Annotated in this window: 14 protein-coding genes; 4 read left to right on the top strand and 10 right to left on the bottom strand. The window is 56.2% G+C overall.

All coding sequences use genetic code 11. The features are described 5' to 3' along the window. Window positions 1-3 precede the first annotated feature (3 nt). Window positions 4-3,678 (bottom strand): hypothetical protein, encoded by a 3,675-nt coding sequence (locus FGA82_RS27170; protein ID WP_141129475.1) that lies wholly within the window; start codon window positions 3,676-3,678, stop codon window positions 4-6. Window positions 3,679-3,838: 160 nt separating this feature from the next. Further along, window positions 3,839-4,948, bottom strand: coding sequence for a PilT/PilU family type 4a pilus ATPase (locus FGA82_RS27165; RefSeq protein WP_141129474.1), 1,110 nt, complete (start codon window positions 4,946-4,948; stop codon window positions 3,839-3,841). 113 nt (window positions 4,949-5,061) lie between these two features. On the opposite strand from FGA82_RS27165, the gene FGA82_RS27160 reads away from it, so the two are divergent. Both FGA82_RS27160 and FGA82_RS27155 read left to right on the top strand, forming a co-directional pair. Further along, window positions 5,062-7,599: a PAS domain-containing hybrid sensor histidine kinase/response regulator gene (locus FGA82_RS27160; RefSeq protein ID WP_141129473.1), complete on the top strand. Its 2,538-nt coding sequence runs from the start codon at window positions 5,062-5,064 to the stop codon at window positions 7,597-7,599. A 51-nt stretch (window positions 7,600-7,650) separates the two neighbouring features. Beyond that, window positions 7,651-7,926 carry a peptidylprolyl isomerase gene (locus tag FGA82_RS27155; RefSeq protein WP_007912322.1) on the top strand — a complete coding sequence of 92 codons (276 nt, stop codon included), beginning with the start codon at window positions 7,651-7,653 and terminating at the stop codon, window positions 7,924-7,926. 138 nt (window positions 7,927-8,064) lie between these two features. Here FGA82_RS27155 and FGA82_RS27150 read toward each other — a convergent pair whose 3' ends face one another. From FGA82_RS27150 to FGA82_RS27115, 8 genes are all read right to left on the bottom strand, one after another. Next, window positions 8,065-9,000 carry a sugar kinase gene (locus FGA82_RS27150; RefSeq protein WP_141129472.1) on the bottom strand — a complete coding sequence of 312 codons (936 nt, stop codon included), beginning with the start codon at window positions 8,998-9,000 and terminating at the stop codon, window positions 8,065-8,067. 85 nt (window positions 9,001-9,085) lie between these two features. Further along, the gene (locus FGA82_RS27145) at window positions 9,086-10,300 is read right to left on the bottom strand and encodes an amino acid deaminase (RefSeq protein WP_141129471.1); all 1,215 of its coding nucleotides are present in this window, start codon (window positions 10,298-10,300) and stop codon (window positions 9,086-9,088) included. A gap of 42 nt (window positions 10,301-10,342) precedes the next feature. After that, window positions 10,343-11,107: an IclR family transcriptional regulator gene (locus FGA82_RS27140; protein WP_141129529.1), complete on the bottom strand. Its 765-nt coding sequence runs from the start codon at window positions 11,105-11,107 to the stop codon at window positions 10,343-10,345. A gap of 158 nt (window positions 11,108-11,265) precedes the next feature. Then, window positions 11,266-11,655 carry a RidA family protein gene (locus tag FGA82_RS27135; RefSeq protein WP_016984340.1) on the bottom strand — a complete coding sequence of 130 codons (390 nt, stop codon included), beginning with the start codon at window positions 11,653-11,655 and terminating at the stop codon, window positions 11,266-11,268. A 30-nt stretch (window positions 11,656-11,685) separates the two neighbouring features. Continuing rightward, window positions 11,686-12,477 (bottom strand): amino acid ABC transporter ATP-binding protein, encoded by a 792-nt coding sequence (locus FGA82_RS27130; RefSeq protein ID WP_007912331.1) that lies wholly within the window; start codon window positions 12,475-12,477, stop codon window positions 11,686-11,688. Continuing rightward, window positions 12,474-13,136, bottom strand: a complete 663-nt coding sequence (locus FGA82_RS27125) for an amino acid ABC transporter permease (protein WP_141129470.1) — start codon at window positions 13,134-13,136, stop codon at window positions 12,474-12,476. The genes FGA82_RS27130 and FGA82_RS27125 overlap by 4 nt, the downstream gene beginning before the upstream one ends. A 9-nt stretch (window positions 13,137-13,145) precedes the next feature. After that, window positions 13,146-13,808, bottom strand: a complete 663-nt coding sequence (locus tag FGA82_RS27120; protein WP_003225455.1) for an amino acid ABC transporter permease — start codon at window positions 13,806-13,808, stop codon at window positions 13,146-13,148. Window positions 13,809-13,859: 51 nt separating this feature from the next. Next, window positions 13,860-14,708, bottom strand: coding sequence for a transporter substrate-binding domain-containing protein (locus FGA82_RS27115; RefSeq protein ID WP_141129469.1), 849 nt, complete (start codon window positions 14,706-14,708; stop codon window positions 13,860-13,862). A gap of 337 nt (window positions 14,709-15,045) precedes the next feature. Here FGA82_RS27115 and FGA82_RS27110 point away from each other — a divergent pair, with 337 nt between their 5' ends. Together FGA82_RS27110 and FGA82_RS27105 are read left to right on the top strand one after the other, a co-directional pair. Further along, entirely contained in the window at window positions 15,046-15,477 is a 432-nt protein-coding gene (locus FGA82_RS27110) for a thioredoxin family protein (protein ID WP_141129468.1), read from the top strand. Between the two features lie 56 nt (window positions 15,478-15,533). Further along, entirely contained in the window at window positions 15,534-16,001 is a 468-nt protein-coding gene (locus tag FGA82_RS27105) for a hypothetical protein (protein ID WP_141129467.1), read from the top strand. Window positions 16,002-16,022: the final 21 nt, after the last annotated feature.

Below are 16,022 nucleotides of genomic sequence, written 5' to 3'. Positions count from 1 at the left end.
GTTTTAGTTCAGACTGACCACAATTTCACCCGTAATCGGCTGATTCGCACTGGCGTTAATTGCTGCAAGCATGACGCCGACGGTCACCGAAAACCGGGCTTCGTCCGTTTTCAACAGACTGAGCAATGCCACAACAAGCGCTAGCGAGTCCGCATTGGCAAGCGCTTGAGCGCTGTTGTGGAAATCGTCAGCGCCGCTCATCTCCGTTCGCCGCAGGCGCCCCTTCGCCAGGTTTAGCAAGGGCGCAACATCCAAGCCTATCTTGCCATCGATAGTCGCACTTTCAGCTGTGATCAGACTGGTCTTTGCAGGGGTAACCCGTGTCATTTCATGAATGAGGTCATCCGCGATTTCGCCATAACCCGACAAGCTGAATCGCTGATTGAAGTTGATCGTATTGACCGTCATGTACTGCAGATGCTTCCTCTCCTGCGCACCCGCATTTTTCCACTTACCATAATCGAATGGGTTTACATGGATGACGCTGTCATCGACTTTCAAAACGTCCAGGTAAAGGTTACTCGCGGAAATGCCGCCAAAATCCAGCCTGATTGCACCTAACAAATTCGATAAGCCGTCACGCGCAGCCGGAGTACTGCCCAAAAACAGCCCAATCGCGAGGTCAGTTTTGAAGTTCAAGGCGGGAGACCGCAGCACATCAATTGCGTTGTCAATTTTCAAGCGGGCTGCTGTCAAGCTGCGCTCTATAATATGACTCGTGAAAGTATTCGGTATCGGCTTTTGTAGCAGCGGCAAACTGAATTTCTGTTGAAGATCGAAATTAACCAGTCGCTTCCCCCATGGTTTACCCAAACGATTGACCGCAAACCACTGACTACTTTTATTGATGGCGCAAACATTCAAAGCTGCCGCCGTGCTTGCCAAGGGCCGCCACTTACCAAGCCCCAGATCTGCAGCACTCGCCAGTTTGTGAAATTCCTGCGCAGTACCAGTCAACCTGCCCATCTGGACAACCGCAGCTTCCACCACTTTCGCTCCCGACACGCCTAAATGCATGACACTCTTAAACAATGCTTTGGACGCTTGGTAGCCCGCAGTCGGTAATCCATCAATCGGGTTGAAGGTGGAAACCGTAAGCGAAATGCCAAACCTGACCAGGCTGCCGATTTTTGCGGTCAGTGATACTGTCTTGGCTGCGATTTGCAAAATTTTCGTCGGCGCACCCAATACAGTAAAAAATATACCGATAGCATCCATCGTACATGCATAAATTCCGTCAACAACCTGATTTCTATTTCCAGACGCCAAATCCTCGATGCACTTTTTGAATGGAACACACAAATCAACAATATAGGTCAACACCTCTTTATATGTATTAGCTGTACGCTCTTTATCTGTGTACTCGGTAAATACATCCGTGAAATCCTGAAGACTGCCCAACGGTCTGTTTTCCACTACAAACCGGGCAATATTCTCGATATGTTCACTGACAAAAAACTGATAAGAATTACGCGCTGTTTTCGTCTTGGATGTCGGCGCCGGGACAGAGCCGAGCTTTTCTATGACCATGATCCCTGAAGCATTCCGGACAGGTTTTTTCCCGACAATGTAGCTATCGAAATCAGTTGGCACATTATGCGTTGCGGGCAAAGGAAAAAATGCATCATTAAGTTTCCCTTTGTACTCTACCCTGCCGGGCATATTCATTTTCTGAGTGTAGACAATCAGTTCGCCTAACTCGTCATTCCTTCTGCACTCGCCCAGCAAGGTGAACATTTCATAACACAAAGTCTGATTATTGCCGTATGACGCTATCATGATCACGCCAAACCGCCCTACCGCTTGATCCTTCTTTAACTGAACCTCGATATTTTTAGGTGGTTTATTAGCCACACCAACCAGATTGTAATTACTCGATGAGGGATAGTACAGCTCGGCGACCGAGGGCCGAACAGTAAAAAAAGTGACCTTGCTGGAAGCAAATATTTCCCGATCGGCACGTGGCATTCCGGCTATAGCCAATTTGATATTCGAACCAATGGCTTTATGAATATTTTTGTGATAATTGGTCAATTCCGCTTCGAACATCGGCTTGATGGGAGGCAACAGCAATAGCTCGGGATAGGCATTAAATATATTGGGTTCTTTATTCCAATCCCATGTCGCGGATGTCAATAAGCCTTCGATATGCAGGTCAAGCATCGATACCCTCATCGCGGAGAAGGTTTCCGAGCGTAACAGCGGTTCTTCGATAAAATCACAATTGGGCACTGCCTGCCTCAAGGCAGTCATCGCCAATCGTTTTCGATTAGGTGGGGGCGCCGCAAATGCCTTGACTCCCAAGACCATTGCATCGACATGAGCTTTATAGGCATCCAGGGCACTTTGGGCCGCAGCAGTAGCAGAGGTCTTCAGATTTTCATGAGTGATAACCTCGTTAATCAATGCCCAGTCAATGATAGGGTCGATAGCAGCAATACCCTGAAGTTGCCCCAGTACCGGACTAACCGTCTCCATATTTGCGAACTTCATGATCTGCTCATAAGACATGAAGCGAGAGGCCCCTCTTCGATTGACCTCGACAAAATTTAGCGCTTGGCAAAAAGTCACCCAGCCTATCGAGCCGACATAAAGTTCCGCCGGCAGGTTTTTCACCAAGAGTGCGGGGGCCACGTGAGCCAACAGCAAATGAGAAATCAAGGGAACGATCGAGTGCGACTGACCCTTTGCAACGAGATAGGCCTCAAAATTTTCACGAAGCGTATACAAAGGCTTGTCAGCCATTGAACCCGGATCGTAAATATCAAAACCCCCAATGCAATTACGCTTTCCGCTTATCCCGATCGAAGGATCCGATTGCAAAATAATAGCGGTCAGTAAAACCTGCGCAAGGTCGTCTTCATCAACTAATTGGGATTTTGTTGCCCCCCACCAGCCCAATGCCTCGACATATTCCCTGGCAAGTTGCTGCGAGGTGGAATGGCGAAGCAAAATCGCTATGACCTCATTCGCACTATTCCAATCAACAGTAACTGTATTATATGGCTTGACCCGTTTAAAAATACTGCCAAGCAAGCTCTCACCCGCTGGAACCTTTTTTTCAGTCAACGCACGAATCTCGGCACACTGAAGCGGCGTCAAGGCGATCGATTCATCATTGAAACCTGTTATCTGCTCCCAATAGTTAGCAAAGTTATCTGCCTCAGGCCATTTCCATTCAAGAAAGCCAATCAAACTATCTAGTTTTGCCCTGTCATCCGGTACGTTGAACCCGTGAAAGCTTAACCATTGCGAGAGCAGCACTGTGTTATCAAGGTGAACAAAGCCGCCGAGTTCCATGGCAATCGCAGCTATTCGTTCAAGCTTAATACTTGCTTCAGCATCATACTTAATGTTGGGCGTCACATCTTCCCAGCCGTCTTCAAACGCATATACGTGAAACTCTCCCGAAGACGTCACCCTGCTGTAAAGGTTTGAATTTTTCAGCTTCATCAGCTCTTCAAGCATTTCACTCGCGGGTTTCTGCAAGCGTCCGAAAGAGGACTCTGGCCACAGCCTCATAACCCACTCATTAAGTTTCGACATATCAACCACGTCATTTTCTTGCACTTCGCTCCTGAACTTCTTCAACTGCCCGGTCAACACCCTTCGCTCCGCTTCATCTGCAGCAGAGCAACGCACATTATCGACAGCAACCAACCCGGACATCTTGTTCAAACCACATCGATTCTTCATATCAGACTCTGTTTATTAATTATGACTTTTAGAACAGCAAGCCAAACTTAATAAAAACAGAAAAACTTTCAACTCATTAAATACAAGCCCACATTTCAATCACCCCCAACCTAATGATATTGCTCGACATCACCACAGCAACTTACTCCACCAGACCCCAATCACCTGTAGACATATCAGCACTCCCTATGGACTCGACTTTCAGCTTTATACCAAGCCTTAAATTATTCACCGAGTCTGCATTTTTTAACGCCTCGTCCACTGTAATCTCACGCTCTTCGACCAACTGCAGCAGTGCTGTATCGAAGGTCTGCATGCCCGACTCTGCGGATTTCTCCATGATACTTTTCAATTCGCCTAACTCATTGCGGCGGATCGAATCAGCAATCGTCGGAGTACCCAATAACACCTCGACAGCCGCCCTCCTTTGCCCATCAACAGTGCGCACTAACCGCTGCGAGATAAATGCTTTCAGATTATTGCCCAGCGTATGCAATAACTGCGGCCGTCGTTCTTCCGGGAACATGTTGATGATCCGCTCCAGTGCCTGATTGGCGTTGTGCGCGTGCAACGTCGAGAGCACCAGATGCCCGGTATCGGCAAATGCCAAGGCATGTTCCATGGTTTCCCGGTCGCGGATTTCGCCGATCAGCACCACATCCGGCGCCTGACGCAGGGTGTTTTTCAAAGCGGCGTGGAAGCTGCGCGTATCGACCCCGACTTCACGTTGATTGATGATCGATCGCTGGTGGCGATGAATGTATTCGATCGGGTCCTCAATGGTGATGATGTGCCCGGTGCTATGGCGGTTGCGGTGGTCGATCAATGCCGCCAGCGAAGTCGACTTGCCCGAATCGGTGGCGCCGACAAACAGGATCAGCCCTTGCTTGAGCATGACGGTGTCGAGCAGTACCGGCGGCAGTTTCAGGTCAGCGAAACGCGGGATGTCGAGTTTGACGTTACGAATCACGATCGATACATCGTTGCGCTGTTTGAAGATGTTCACGCGAAAGCGGCCGATGCCCGTTCGCGAAATCGCCAGGTTCATTTCCAGATCCCGGTCGAACTCCCGTCGTTGCTCGGCGTCCATCAGGGAGGCGGCGATGGCGGCGGTTTCACCGATCTTGAAAGGCTGCTCGCTCAACGCCGTGAGCACGCCGTCGACCCGCGCGCTGGGCGGTGCGCCCGTGGACAGGAACAGATCCGAACCGTTTTTATTGGACAAAACTGACAACAGTGCATCGATTTCCATGGCAAAAAGCACCCGCGAAGCATTCAATGAACAGACAATGGCCTGCGCCTGGCGCAGATCAACTGCAACAATGATAGACGCCGCCTCACCGAACCACGCTCAGGACTGATGTAATGAATGCTGTACCGAACACCGACGACGCTCAGGCACTGATCGCCCGCACCGACTGGAGCCGCGGCCCGCTGGGCGCTGCCGGCAGCTGGCCGCAGAGCCTGCGCACGGCGGTGGACATCGTGATTCACTCGCCGATGCCGATGCTGCTGTTGTGGGGGCCGCAACTCACGCAGATCTACAACAATGGCTTTGCCCTGCTCGCCGGCCACAAGCATCCGAACGCTTTCGGACAGCCAGCGCACCAGATCTGGCCGGAACTTCGCGACTTTACCGACCCGATTTACAGCGCCGTCCTACAAGGCCAGGTACGCACCTACAGTGAAAGACGCTTCACCCTGCAGCGCGAAGGCAAGGAGTCGGACTTCTGGCTGGATTTGACCTACAGCCCGATCCGCGATGAAACCGCGCAAGTCGCCGGAATTCTGGTCACTGCCATCGAAACCAACGAACGCCGACGCATCGCTCTGGAACTGCAACGACGTTCCGAAGAAAGCCTCAAGGCCCAACGCGAAACCGAAGAACGCCTGCAACTAGCCCTGGCCGCCACCGACGCCGTCGGCACCTGGGATTGGGACATCGGCGAAGATCGCTTTATCGCCGATGCCCATTTCGCTCAGTTACATGGCGTCGATCCCGGCCTCGCCGGCCAGTTGCCAATCAGCGATTACTTGCAGGGCGTACACCCGGAAGACCGCGCGATGGTCTCGCGCAGCATCAAACACTGCATCACCTACGGCACCGAATACGCTGAGGAATATCGTTTGCAGCAAGGCGATGGCGAGGTGCGCTGGGTGTTCGCGCGCGGGCGCTGCTACAAGGATCACCATGGCCGGCCCGTGCGTTTCCTCGGGGCAGCGCTGGATCTGACCGAGCGCAAACACACCGAACAAGCTTTGCGCCAGAGCCAGACCGAGCTGCAACTGATCATCAACGCCATGCCGATCCTGATCAGCTATGTCGACCGCGAGGAGCGTTTTCGCCTCAACAACGCGGCCTATCTCGACTGGTACGGCCTCACGCCGCAGGAACTCTACGGGCGCACGATTCGCGACGTCATCGGTGAAGAAGCGTATTTCCTGCGCCTGCCTTACATTGCCGAGGCGCTGGCCGGCCGACCGTGCTCATTCAGCCTCTACACCCCGCACCGCGATGGCAGCAGTCGCCACGCGCTGATGAATTACCTTCCACGTTACGGTGCGGACGGCGCCGTCAACGGTTTCTATATCTTTGTAATCGATGAAACCGAGCGCAAGAAAACCGAAGAAGCCTTGCGCAATCTCAACGAGACCCTGGAAGAACGGGTCAGCGCCCGTACCGAGCAATTGGCGCAAGCCAACCAGCGTTTGCAGAACGAGATGTTCGAACGCGAGCGCGCCGAAGATGCCTTGCGCCACGCGCAGAAGATGGAGGCCGTCGGTCAACTGACTGGCGGCATCGCCCACGACTTCAACAACATGCTCACCGGGATCATCGGCAGTCTCGATCTGATGCAGCGCTACATTGCCAATGGCCGGGCGGACGAGATCGGTCGTTTTACCGAAGCGGCCGTGTCGTCGGCCAACCGTGCGGCGGCGCTGACCCATCGTTTGCTGGCGTTTTCGCGACGCCAATCGCTGGATCGCAAAACCCTCAACGTCAATGAACTGGTGCATTCGCTGGAAGATCTGATCCGTCGCACCAAGGGCGATCCGATCGAACTCACCCTGCGTCTGGCCGAGAATGTGTGGCCCGTCAGCACCGACGTCAGCCAATTGGAAAACGCCCTGCTCAACCTGGTCATCAATGCCCGTGATGCGATGCCCGAGGGTGGCGAGTTGCTGATTGAAACGGCCAACGTCTATCTCGACGGCAGCGATATCACCACGCTCGAACCGGTCAAGGCCGGCGACTACCTGATGCTCGCGGTCAGCGACAACGGCACCGGCATGACGCCCTCCGTGCGCTCCAAGGCCTTCGATCCGTTCTTCACCACCAAACCCATCGGCCAAGGCACCGGGTTGGGGCTGTCGATGATTTACGGGTTTGCCCAGCAGTCCGGAGGACACGTCAGCCTCGACAGCCTGCCGGGCCAAGGCACTTGCGTGCGTCTGTATTTGCCGCGATTGCAAGGCGTCGAGGCGGAACGGCCGGCTATCGTGCCCCTTGAGCAAGTGCCGGCGACGACGACTGGCGAAACCGTGGTGGTCGTCGAAGATGACCCGGCAGTGCGCATGCTGGTGCTCGATCTGCTCCGGGAGTTGGGTTACCAAGCCTACGAAGCCGAAGATGCCAAGACCGCCCTGCCCCTGCTGGAGTCCGATCTGCGCGTGGATCTGCTGGTCACCGATGTCGGGCTGCCTGGCATGAATGGTCGGCAACTGGCGGAAATCGCCCGTCAGCATCGGCCGGGTCTCAAGGTGTTGTTCATGACCGGTTATGCGCAGAAAGCCGCCGAGCGTCAGGGGTTTCTCGAGGACGGCATGGACATGGTCGCCAAACCGTTTGCCATTGAGCTGCTGGCCAGCAAGATCCGCACGATGATCAGCCAAACCCCGTGACTTGAGGCATAATCCGCGCCCCGCCGTCACCCCGTTATCAGGTACCGCACGATGAAAGCCCAAGCCCGCCACATTCTGGTGAAAACTGCCGAAGAGGCCGAACAACTCAAACAACGTATCGCCAAGGGTGAAGCGTTCGATGTGCTGGCCAAGAAATTTTCCACCTGCCCATCCGGCAAGCGCGGCGGCGATCTGGGGGAAGTGCGGCCGGGGCAGATGGTCGGGGCGATTGATGCGGTGATTTTCAAGAAGCCGTTGCGCACGGTGCATGGGCCGATCAAGAGCAAGTTCGGGTATCACTTGGTGCAGGTGTTTTACCGCGATTAATACTTTCCTCACAGGAGCTGTGTAGGAGCTGTCGAGTGAAACGAGGCTGCGATCTTTTGATCTTGATCTTGAAAAACAAGATCAAAAGATCGTCCGATCGCGGCCCGAGCCTTCGGCAGCTCCTACAGGGATTGCATTTCAGGGTCTGGGGATCAACGCCCCCGGCACCTGAATCACCCGGCTCGCCAACTGATGCCCCGCCTCGGCAGCCTCCGCCGGACTTCCGCCGAGCAAGCGACTGGCCAGATACGCCGCACTGAACGAATCCCCCGCCGCCGTGGTGTCCACCACCTTCTCGACCTTCTGCGCCGGCACTTCAAATGTCTCGCCATCACAGCGAATCAGGCACGCCTCGGCGCCACGCTTGAGCACCACTTCCGGCGTGCCGAACTGCGCATAAGCGGCAAACACCGCTTCGCAATCGGCGAAACCGAACAGCGCCTGCTCGTCATCCACGGTCAGCAACGCCAGATCAACGTAAGGCAACACGCTGCGATACGCCGCTCGCGCGTCTTCTACAGAAGCCCACAACCGTGGCCGGAAGTTGTTATCGAAGACGATGCGCGCATCACGCTGCCGTGCTTCGATCAAGGTCTGGATCAGTTTTTCCCGGCCCGATGCGCCGAGCACAGCCAGGGTGATGCCACTGAAGTACAGCACATCGTAATCCGGCAACGCCGCGAGAATCGGCGCGGCAGCCGGGGTGGTGAAACAGTCACGTACTGCCGCTTCATTGCGCCAGTAAAGGAAGCGACGCTCGCCATTGGCGTCGGTCTGAATGCAATACAGGCCCGGCAAGCGACCCGGCAGACGCTGCACCAGATCCAGACCGATGCCTTCGCTGGTCCATATCTGGCACATGGCGTCGCTGAAGCTGTCGTCACCCAATGCGGTGACATAGTCGACCAGGGCCTGCTCGCCCATTGCGCGGGCCAGATACACCGCCGTGTTCAGGGTATCGCCGCCGAAGCTTTGCTGCAGGCTGCCGTCGGCGCGTTGCTGCAGTTCGATCATGCATTCGCCGATCAGGGCGATACGTGGAATGTTCGGGCCCAGGGGGCTGAGGGTGTTCATCTTGTGCTGTCTCTGTTGATGCGCGGGTGTCTGGTCTGGCCTCATCGCTGGCTTGCCAGCGATTGGCCGCAACTCGGTCCAAGTCTTAGAAACAGGTCTTCATGCTTTCGATCACCGACAACTGCTCATCCACCAACAACCCCACACGCCACTTGTCGAACGTCAGGCAAGGGTGCGACGTACCAAAGGAAATGATGTCACCCACGCGCAACTCAACGCCCGGCGCCACTGTCATGAACGCATGCTGATCCATCACCGCCGTGACCTTGCAGGCACCGACATCCTCGCCCAGCGCCGGCACCACGCCCGCCTTGTAACGCAGCAATGGCACCGGCAAACCGGCGTCGAACGCGACATCACGCTTGCCCAAGGCAATCACCGCAAAACCGGGTTCCGGCAGCGACTGCACGTGCGCCCAGACTTCCAGTGCCGGACGCAGGCCTTCGTGCAGGTCGCTGCGACGGTCGAGCACGCAGCATTGCGCCTCTTTGTAGATGCCGTGGTCGTGCGCCACGTAACTGCCCGGACGCAACACGCTGAGGAAGCGGCCACCGGCGTTCTGCGCTTCGAACGATTCGGCAATCAGGTCATACCAGGCCGAACCGGACGCCGTGATGATCGGTTTGGCGATGGCGAAAGCGCCGCTATCCTGCAACTGCACAGCCAACCGCACCAGTGATGCGGCGAATTCACGGATGCCGCTGACCGCGTGATCGCCATGAATCACGCCTTCGTATCCTTCGATACCGGTCAGCGCCAGCGCCGGTTGCGCGTTGATCGCTTTGGCCAGCTCGATGACTTCCTGCTCGCTGCGGCAACCGCAACGGCCGCCGACCACGCCGTACTCGATCATCACGTTGAGCTTCACGCCGCGCGAGGCGAAGTAGGCGCCAAGATCGGCGACGTTGTCCGGATGATCAACCATGCAATAGAAATCGAAGGTCGGATCGGCGAGCAGATCGGCAATCAGCGCCATGTTCGGTGTGCCGACCAATTGGTTGGCCATCAGCACTCGACGCACACCGTGGGCATAAGCGGCGCGGGTCTGGGTGGCGCTGGCGAGGGTAATGCCCCACGCGCCCGCGTCGAGCTGTCGCTTGAACAGTGCTGGCGTCATGCTGGTCTTGCCGTGGGGCGCCAGCTCCGCACCGCTGTCGCTGACAAACTTCTGCATCCAGCGAATGTTGTGCTCCAGCGCTTCGCGGTGCAGCACCAGCGCCGGCAGGCTGACGTCACGCACCAGGTGCGCGCCGATGGCGGCGTCGCCCTTTTCCACAGCAGTATTGATGGCAGTCGTCATGGTCAAACTCCTCGCGTTCATTCGCGGCAGCAGGCAGCCGCGTTATTCGTTTATTCGCCGGGCGAGGCTGTTGGCGCTCTCGATTAGTACCCGGCGATAGTCGTTGTAATTGTTCTTCGCATCGGCCCGTGGGGCGACGATGCACAAGGTGCAGATCGCGATGCCATTGCGGTCTTTGACCGGCGCGGCGAAGCAATGGGTGAAGGTGTCGGCGACACTGTCGAAGGAGAAAAATCCATCGATGCCGGCCTGACGGATCTCCGCCAGAAAACGCTCCAGCGGCAAGCGCTCGCCGTCGGGCAGGATGTAGTCGTTTTCGTCGATCAGGTCGATGATTTGCTGGTCGCTCAAGTGCGCGAGCAGCAGGCGTCCGGAAGCCGTCCACGGGATGGGGGCGTTTTCGCCGATGTCGGAGGAAATACGGAAATGCCGCTCGCCCTCCTTCATCAGTGCCACCGTGTATTTACGGCCGTTGAGCAGGCACATCTGCGCGGTTTCATGGGTCTGGCTGACGATCTCCTGCAAGGCATGATCGGCCTCGCGGCTAAGGTCGAAGTGGCGTAAATGCGCCTGACCGAGGAAGTACAACTGCCGGCCCAGATAGACATGACCGTCCTTGCCCACCGGTTCCAGAATCCGTCGTTCGAGCAACGAGGCGACCAGTTCGTAGACGGTGGATTTCGGGCTGCCGATGCCGTTGGCGATGTCGTTCGGCCGCAGCGGCTGACCGATTTCCTTGAGGAAATCGAGGATATCGAACGCCCGGTCCAGACCGCGGGCCCGGCGTTTGATGGTGTCTTCGGTCATTTCAGTGGTTCCCATTCAAAGTCGCCGGGAGTTTACCGCTAATGATCGTTCCCATGCTCCGCGTGGGAATGCAGCCCGGGACGCTCTGCGTCCCTTGGAACGCGGAGCGTCCCGTGAGGCATTCCCACGCAGAGCGTGGGGACGATCAGTGTGTTTTTTCAAACTTTTTTCTTGTACGCAATGCAATCGATTTCGACCTTGCAATCGACCATCATGCTCGCCTGCACACAGGCCCGCGCCGGTGCATGTTCCGGCTTGAAGTACTCGCCGAAAACCTTGTTGAAACTGCTGAAATCACGCGGATCGTCCAGCCACACGCCGGCACGTACCACATCTTCCAGGCCATAACCGGCCTCTTCGAGAATCGCGATCAGGTTCTTCATGGTCTGGTGGGTCTGTTCGACGATACCGCCGACAATGATCTCGCCATCCACTGCCGGTACCTGGCCGGACACATGCAGCCAGCCATCCGCTTCAACAGCGCGAGCGAATGGCCGTGGCTGGCCGCCAGCGGCAGTGCTGCCGGTGCCGTAACGCGTAATGCTCATGGGTGTTTCTCCTGATTACAAAACGAAAAATTAAAACCGCGTGCTTTTGAGAAACTCAGCCAGACGCGGCGATTGCGGGCGTTCGAATAGCTCCTTGGGAGGCCCCTGCTCTTCGATTCGCCCCTGATTCATGAAAACGATTTTGTCCGAGACCTCGAAGGCGAAACGCATTTCGTGGGTCACCAACAACATGGTCATGCCGTCCTCGGCCAAGCCCTTGATCACGTTGAGCACTTCGCCGACCAGTTCCGGGTCGAGTGCCGAGGTGACCTCGTCGAACAGCATCAAACTCGGGTTCATCGCAATCGCTCGGGCGATCGCCACGCGCTGTTGCTGACCACCGGACAACTGGCCAGGAAAGTGATTGCGTCGCTCCAGCAGGCCAACGCGCTCCAGCCATTTCTCGGCGAGCACCACGGCTTCGTCCTTGTGCATTTTCTTCACCTTGAGCAGACCGAGGGTGACGTTCTGCAACGCGGTCAAATGCGGGAACAGATTGAACTGCTGGAACGCCATGCCGGTCATCGCACGGTGACGGGCAATGACTTTTTCCGCATGCCGAACGCGCTTGCCGTTGACCTCGTCGTAACCGATGGATTCACCGTCGAGCAGAATCTGTCCGCCCTGAAATTCTTCGAGCATGTTCACGCAACGCAGAAGCGTGGTTTTACCCGATCCGCTGGAGCCGATCAGCGTCACCACGTTGCCGCGTTGCATGCTCAGGTCGACACCCTTGAGCACTTCGACTGCGCCGTACTGTTTGTGCAGGCCACGGATGTCCAGCAACGCCTGATTCTGTGGAGAAACTTGAGCTTGAGTCATGGCAGGGCCACCCGTTTTTCAATGTGCCGGCCGAGTAATTCGATGCCGTAGTTGATGACGAAGAACAGAAAACCGGCGAACAGATAGAACTGCAGGGTCATGAAGTTCCGGGCGATGATCTGTTGGGTGCTGAGCAGCAATTCGGCGACGCCGATCACCGAGAGCAAGGTCGAAGCCTTGACGATTTCGGTGGACGAGTTAACCCACGTCGGCAGGATTTGCCGCAAAGCCTGAGGCAACAGCACGTAGCCGAGGGATTGATAAAACGTCAGGCCGATGGCCTGGCTCGCTTCCATCTGCCCGCGCGGCAACGCTTGCAGTGCACCCCGGACAATCTCGGCAACGTGCGAACCGCAGAACAGCGTCAGCCCCAAGGCCCCGGCCTGAAACGCGCTGATCTGCCAGCCGAGTGCCGGCGCCATATAGAAGCAGGCCAGCACCAGCACGAACACCGGCGTGCCGCGAATCAGGTCGACGTAAAACCGAAACGGTGCGCGCATCCAGAACTTGCCGTACGTCAACACAAGACCGGCGACCACGCCGAGCATCGTGCCGAGCAGGATCGCCAGCGCCGACACTTGCACACTGGTCAAAAAGCCCTGCCAGAGCGGCTCGCGCGCAATCCACAATTCATGTAACCAACTGGGAGATTCGTACATCGCAGCCTCCTATCGGCGGATTGCCAGACGCTGCTCGAGGTAGCGCAGCAGCATGGCAATGAGGTAACAGGCCGCGACATACAACGCCGTGGTCACCAGCCAGGTTTCAATCACCCGGTAGCTTTCGACGTTGATCTTGCGCGCGTAATAGGTCAGCTCCGGCACCGCAATCGCAGCGGCCAACGAGGTGTCCTTGAACAGCGAAATGAAGTTGTTCGACAGCGCCGGCAACACATTGCGCAGCATCACCGGTACGGTGACGTAAGCCTTGACCTGCCACTCGCCGAGGCCGATGGCCAACCCGGCTTCGCGCTGCCCTTTGGGGATGCTCAGCAAACCACCACGGAACACTTCGGTCAGGTATGCCCCGGCATATAACGAGAGCGTGATGATGAACGAAGGGATCTTGTCCAGCCGAATCCCCAGACTCGGCAGCGCAAAGTAGATCAACAGAATCAACACCAGAATCGGCGTGTTACGCACTACCGTGACGTACACCGAAGCCAGCACCCGCAAGGCGCGATGCTTGGAGAGCAAGGCAAACGCCATCAGCAGGCCGATCACGCAGCCGATGGCGATCGACACCAGTGCCAGTTCGAGACCCAGACCGAGCCCCGCCAGCAAGGTGTCGAAATCGCGCCACACGGCGGCAAAGTTCAACTGATAGTTCATGGTCAGCAGTACCTTGAGCGGGGCGACTTTAATCGCCCCACTCTCACGGGATCATTTGAATTCGACTGGGAAACCGATGGCTGGGGAAGGCAGATCTACACCGAACCATTGTTTGAACGAGGCGGCGTAGGTCGGGAATTCCACGCCGGTCATGGCTTCATGCAAAGCCGTGTTGACGAAGTTCAGCCAATCCTGATCGCCGCGTTTAACCGCACACGCGTACGTTTGCGGGCTCCACGCATAGCTAGGGCTGCGATAGCGGCCAGGGTTTTGCACCATCAGATATTTGACCGATGACTGGTCAGTGGCAGCGGCATCGGCACGACCGGAGTTCACCGCCTGATACATCAAATCGACGCTGTCGTATTGATCGACCTTGGCCTTCGGCAAGGCCTGATGCACCAGTTCTTCGGCGTAGACGTTTTGCAGCACCGCCACGGTGACGCTGTCGCCGGCGGCTTGCAGGTCTTCGATTTCCTTGTACTTGCTGTTGTTCGGCAACAGCAGGCCAACGCCTTCGCGGTAGTACGGCAGCGTGAACGCCACTTGCTGCGCACGGCTGGCGGTGACGGTGATGAACTGGCAGCTCATGTCGACTTTGTCGGTGAGCAGATTGGGAATCCGCGCATCGGACGACTGTACGACGAACTCGACTTTGCTCGGGTCGTTGAACAGACCTTTGGCGACGATTCTGGCGATGTCGATATCAAAGCCCTGCAACTTGCCGTCCGCGCCCTGAAAGTGCCACGGCGCATTGGTGCTGCCAGTGCCGACAATCAATTTGCCACGGGCCAGAACACTGTCGAGCTTGCTGTCGGCTGCCTGGGCCAGGCCCATGACAGCGGACGAAGCCGCAAGAACAAAAACACACGCTTTGAACAACGAAGGACGGCGATGCATGGCAAGCACTCCAGAATGGTGTTTATTCCGCTATACCGGAACACGGTTTGTTACTACGGAATAGACAGCAGAAAGTGTGCCACAGGATTGTTGGGGAATCAGTAGTGGAATTAAAAGTTTTCGAAATCAAAGAGATGCAGAAAAAGACAATCACGCTGTTACCAGAGACGCCATGAAGACTCGCTACCGTTAGCTACACACCTCGGGTATTCGCGCCACATTGCGGGGCGCATGACACAAAACAATGCGCGTGACACCTGTCAACTCTGACAGTAGGCGTGCGGTCCTTGCTGGATTACCGTCAAGAGATACAGCCACAATTGAAAATGAGATTCTGATGAGCGCGAATATCCCTCTCGCTACTTTGCCGCCCACCTACCGCAGAGTCCTGAAAACCTGGCGCCCGGTGATCCTGTATTTCGCCAACGAACACTGCCCCGCCTGTGAATGGGCCGGGCCGATTTTTCGCCAGACGGCCGAGCCGTACCGGCATCGCGCCAATATCTACATGCTCAATACCAGCGAGTCCCCGCGCCATCCGCTGGTCACCGGGACGCCCACCGTGCTGTTTTACAAGAACGGCAGACTGGTGAAAAAACTCAAAGGCATCGGCACCGAAGAAACCCTCGCACGGGATTTCGCCGAGCATATTGGCAAGACCAAAGCGCCCGTTGCCGTCCGCAAACAAACGCATGATCTGCCTTGGCTGCGGCAGACCCTTCGCACTTTGCGCACCGTTGCACGTGCGCGTCTGCGGAGTCAGTACTGAACAGGCTGAAGGTTCCGAAGCAGCGTTAACCAAAAAGTATCAGGGAGAGATAGGACATGACGAATTTGATCAGGAATGGCGAGTTCTACGAAGGCGAAAAAGACTGGTCCGTGAGCCATCCAGAGCACGTGAAATTCAACGAGGATGACTGCAAGATCACTTCACCCGGATACATCATTCAGGACGTCATTTTCCAATCTGAAGCCAAAGAATATGCGCTGTCCGCCAGAATGAAGACTGAATCCGGCTCCACGGCGCGCGTGATATTGACGCTACATCCTGCTGGCGACGAACTTGAGTTGGCGCTGACAGACGATCCAAACTGGCAAGTGCGAACCGACTGGATCCTCGCGCCAGTTGGCACGACCGGAGCCACGGTCAGACTCCACACAGACGGAGCAATCGGCGTCGCCGCCGCACAATTTGGCAGTCTGACGCTAATGAGTCTGGATACTAGAAAATCGATAAACACTCTAGAGCGAATCGTGGCGTGGTGGAGATCCCTGTTCGGTGCCAGGGGATAAATCCAGCGTGTCAGGCAACGG

Source organism: Pseudomonas fluorescens (assembly GCF_005938625.1).
Classification (GTDB): domain Bacteria; phylum Pseudomonadota; class Gammaproteobacteria; order Pseudomonadales; family Pseudomonadaceae; genus Aquipseudomonas; species Aquipseudomonas fluorescens_BD.
Note: the sequence above shows the minus strand (reverse complement) of the source record. Positions and strands in the feature narration are given on the sequence as shown.

Excerpts from the sequence above, each read along its gene's own strand:
- FGA82_RS27145 (WP_141129471.1), bottom strand. The coding sequence starts at position 10,300 with ATGACGACTGCCATCAATACTGCTGTGGAAAAGGGCGACGCCGCCATC.
- FGA82_RS27155 (WP_007912322.1), top strand. The coding sequence starts at position 7,651 with ATGAAAGCCCAAGCCCGCCACATTCTGGTGAAAACTGCCGAAGAGGCC.
- FGA82_RS27165 (WP_141129474.1), bottom strand. The coding sequence starts at position 4,948 with ATGGAAATCGATGCACTGTTGTCAGTTTTGTCCAATAAAAACGGTTCG.
- FGA82_RS27105 (WP_141129467.1), top strand. The coding sequence starts at position 15,534 with ATGACGAATTTGATCAGGAATGGCGAGTTCTACGAAGGCGAAAAAGAC.
- FGA82_RS27115 (WP_141129469.1), bottom strand. The coding sequence starts at position 14,708 with ATGCATCGCCGTCCTTCGTTGTTCAAAGCGTGTGTTTTTGTTCTTGCG.
- FGA82_RS27110 (WP_141129468.1), top strand. The coding sequence starts at position 15,046 with ATGAGCGCGAATATCCCTCTCGCTACTTTGCCGCCCACCTACCGCAGA.
- FGA82_RS27120 (WP_003225455.1), bottom strand. The coding sequence starts at position 13,808 with ATGAACTATCAGTTGAACTTTGCCGCCGTGTGGCGCGATTTCGACACC.
- FGA82_RS27150 (WP_141129472.1), bottom strand. The coding sequence starts at position 9,000 with ATGAACACCCTCAGCCCCCTGGGCCCGAACATTCCACGTATCGCCCTG.
- FGA82_RS27130 (WP_007912331.1), bottom strand. The coding sequence starts at position 12,477 with ATGACTCAAGCTCAAGTTTCTCCACAGAATCAGGCGTTGCTGGACATC.
- FGA82_RS27125 (WP_141129470.1), bottom strand. The coding sequence starts at position 13,136 with ATGTACGAATCTCCCAGTTGGTTACATGAATTGTGGATTGCGCGCGAG.
- FGA82_RS27160 (WP_141129473.1), top strand. The coding sequence starts at position 5,062 with ATGAATGCTGTACCGAACACCGACGACGCTCAGGCACTGATCGCCCGC.
- FGA82_RS27140 (WP_141129529.1), bottom strand. The coding sequence starts at position 11,107 with ATGACCGAAGACACCATCAAACGCCGGGCCCGCGGTCTGGACCGGGCG.
- FGA82_RS27135 (WP_016984340.1), bottom strand. The coding sequence starts at position 11,655 with ATGAGCATTACGCGTTACGGCACCGGCAGCACTGCCGCTGGCGGCCAG.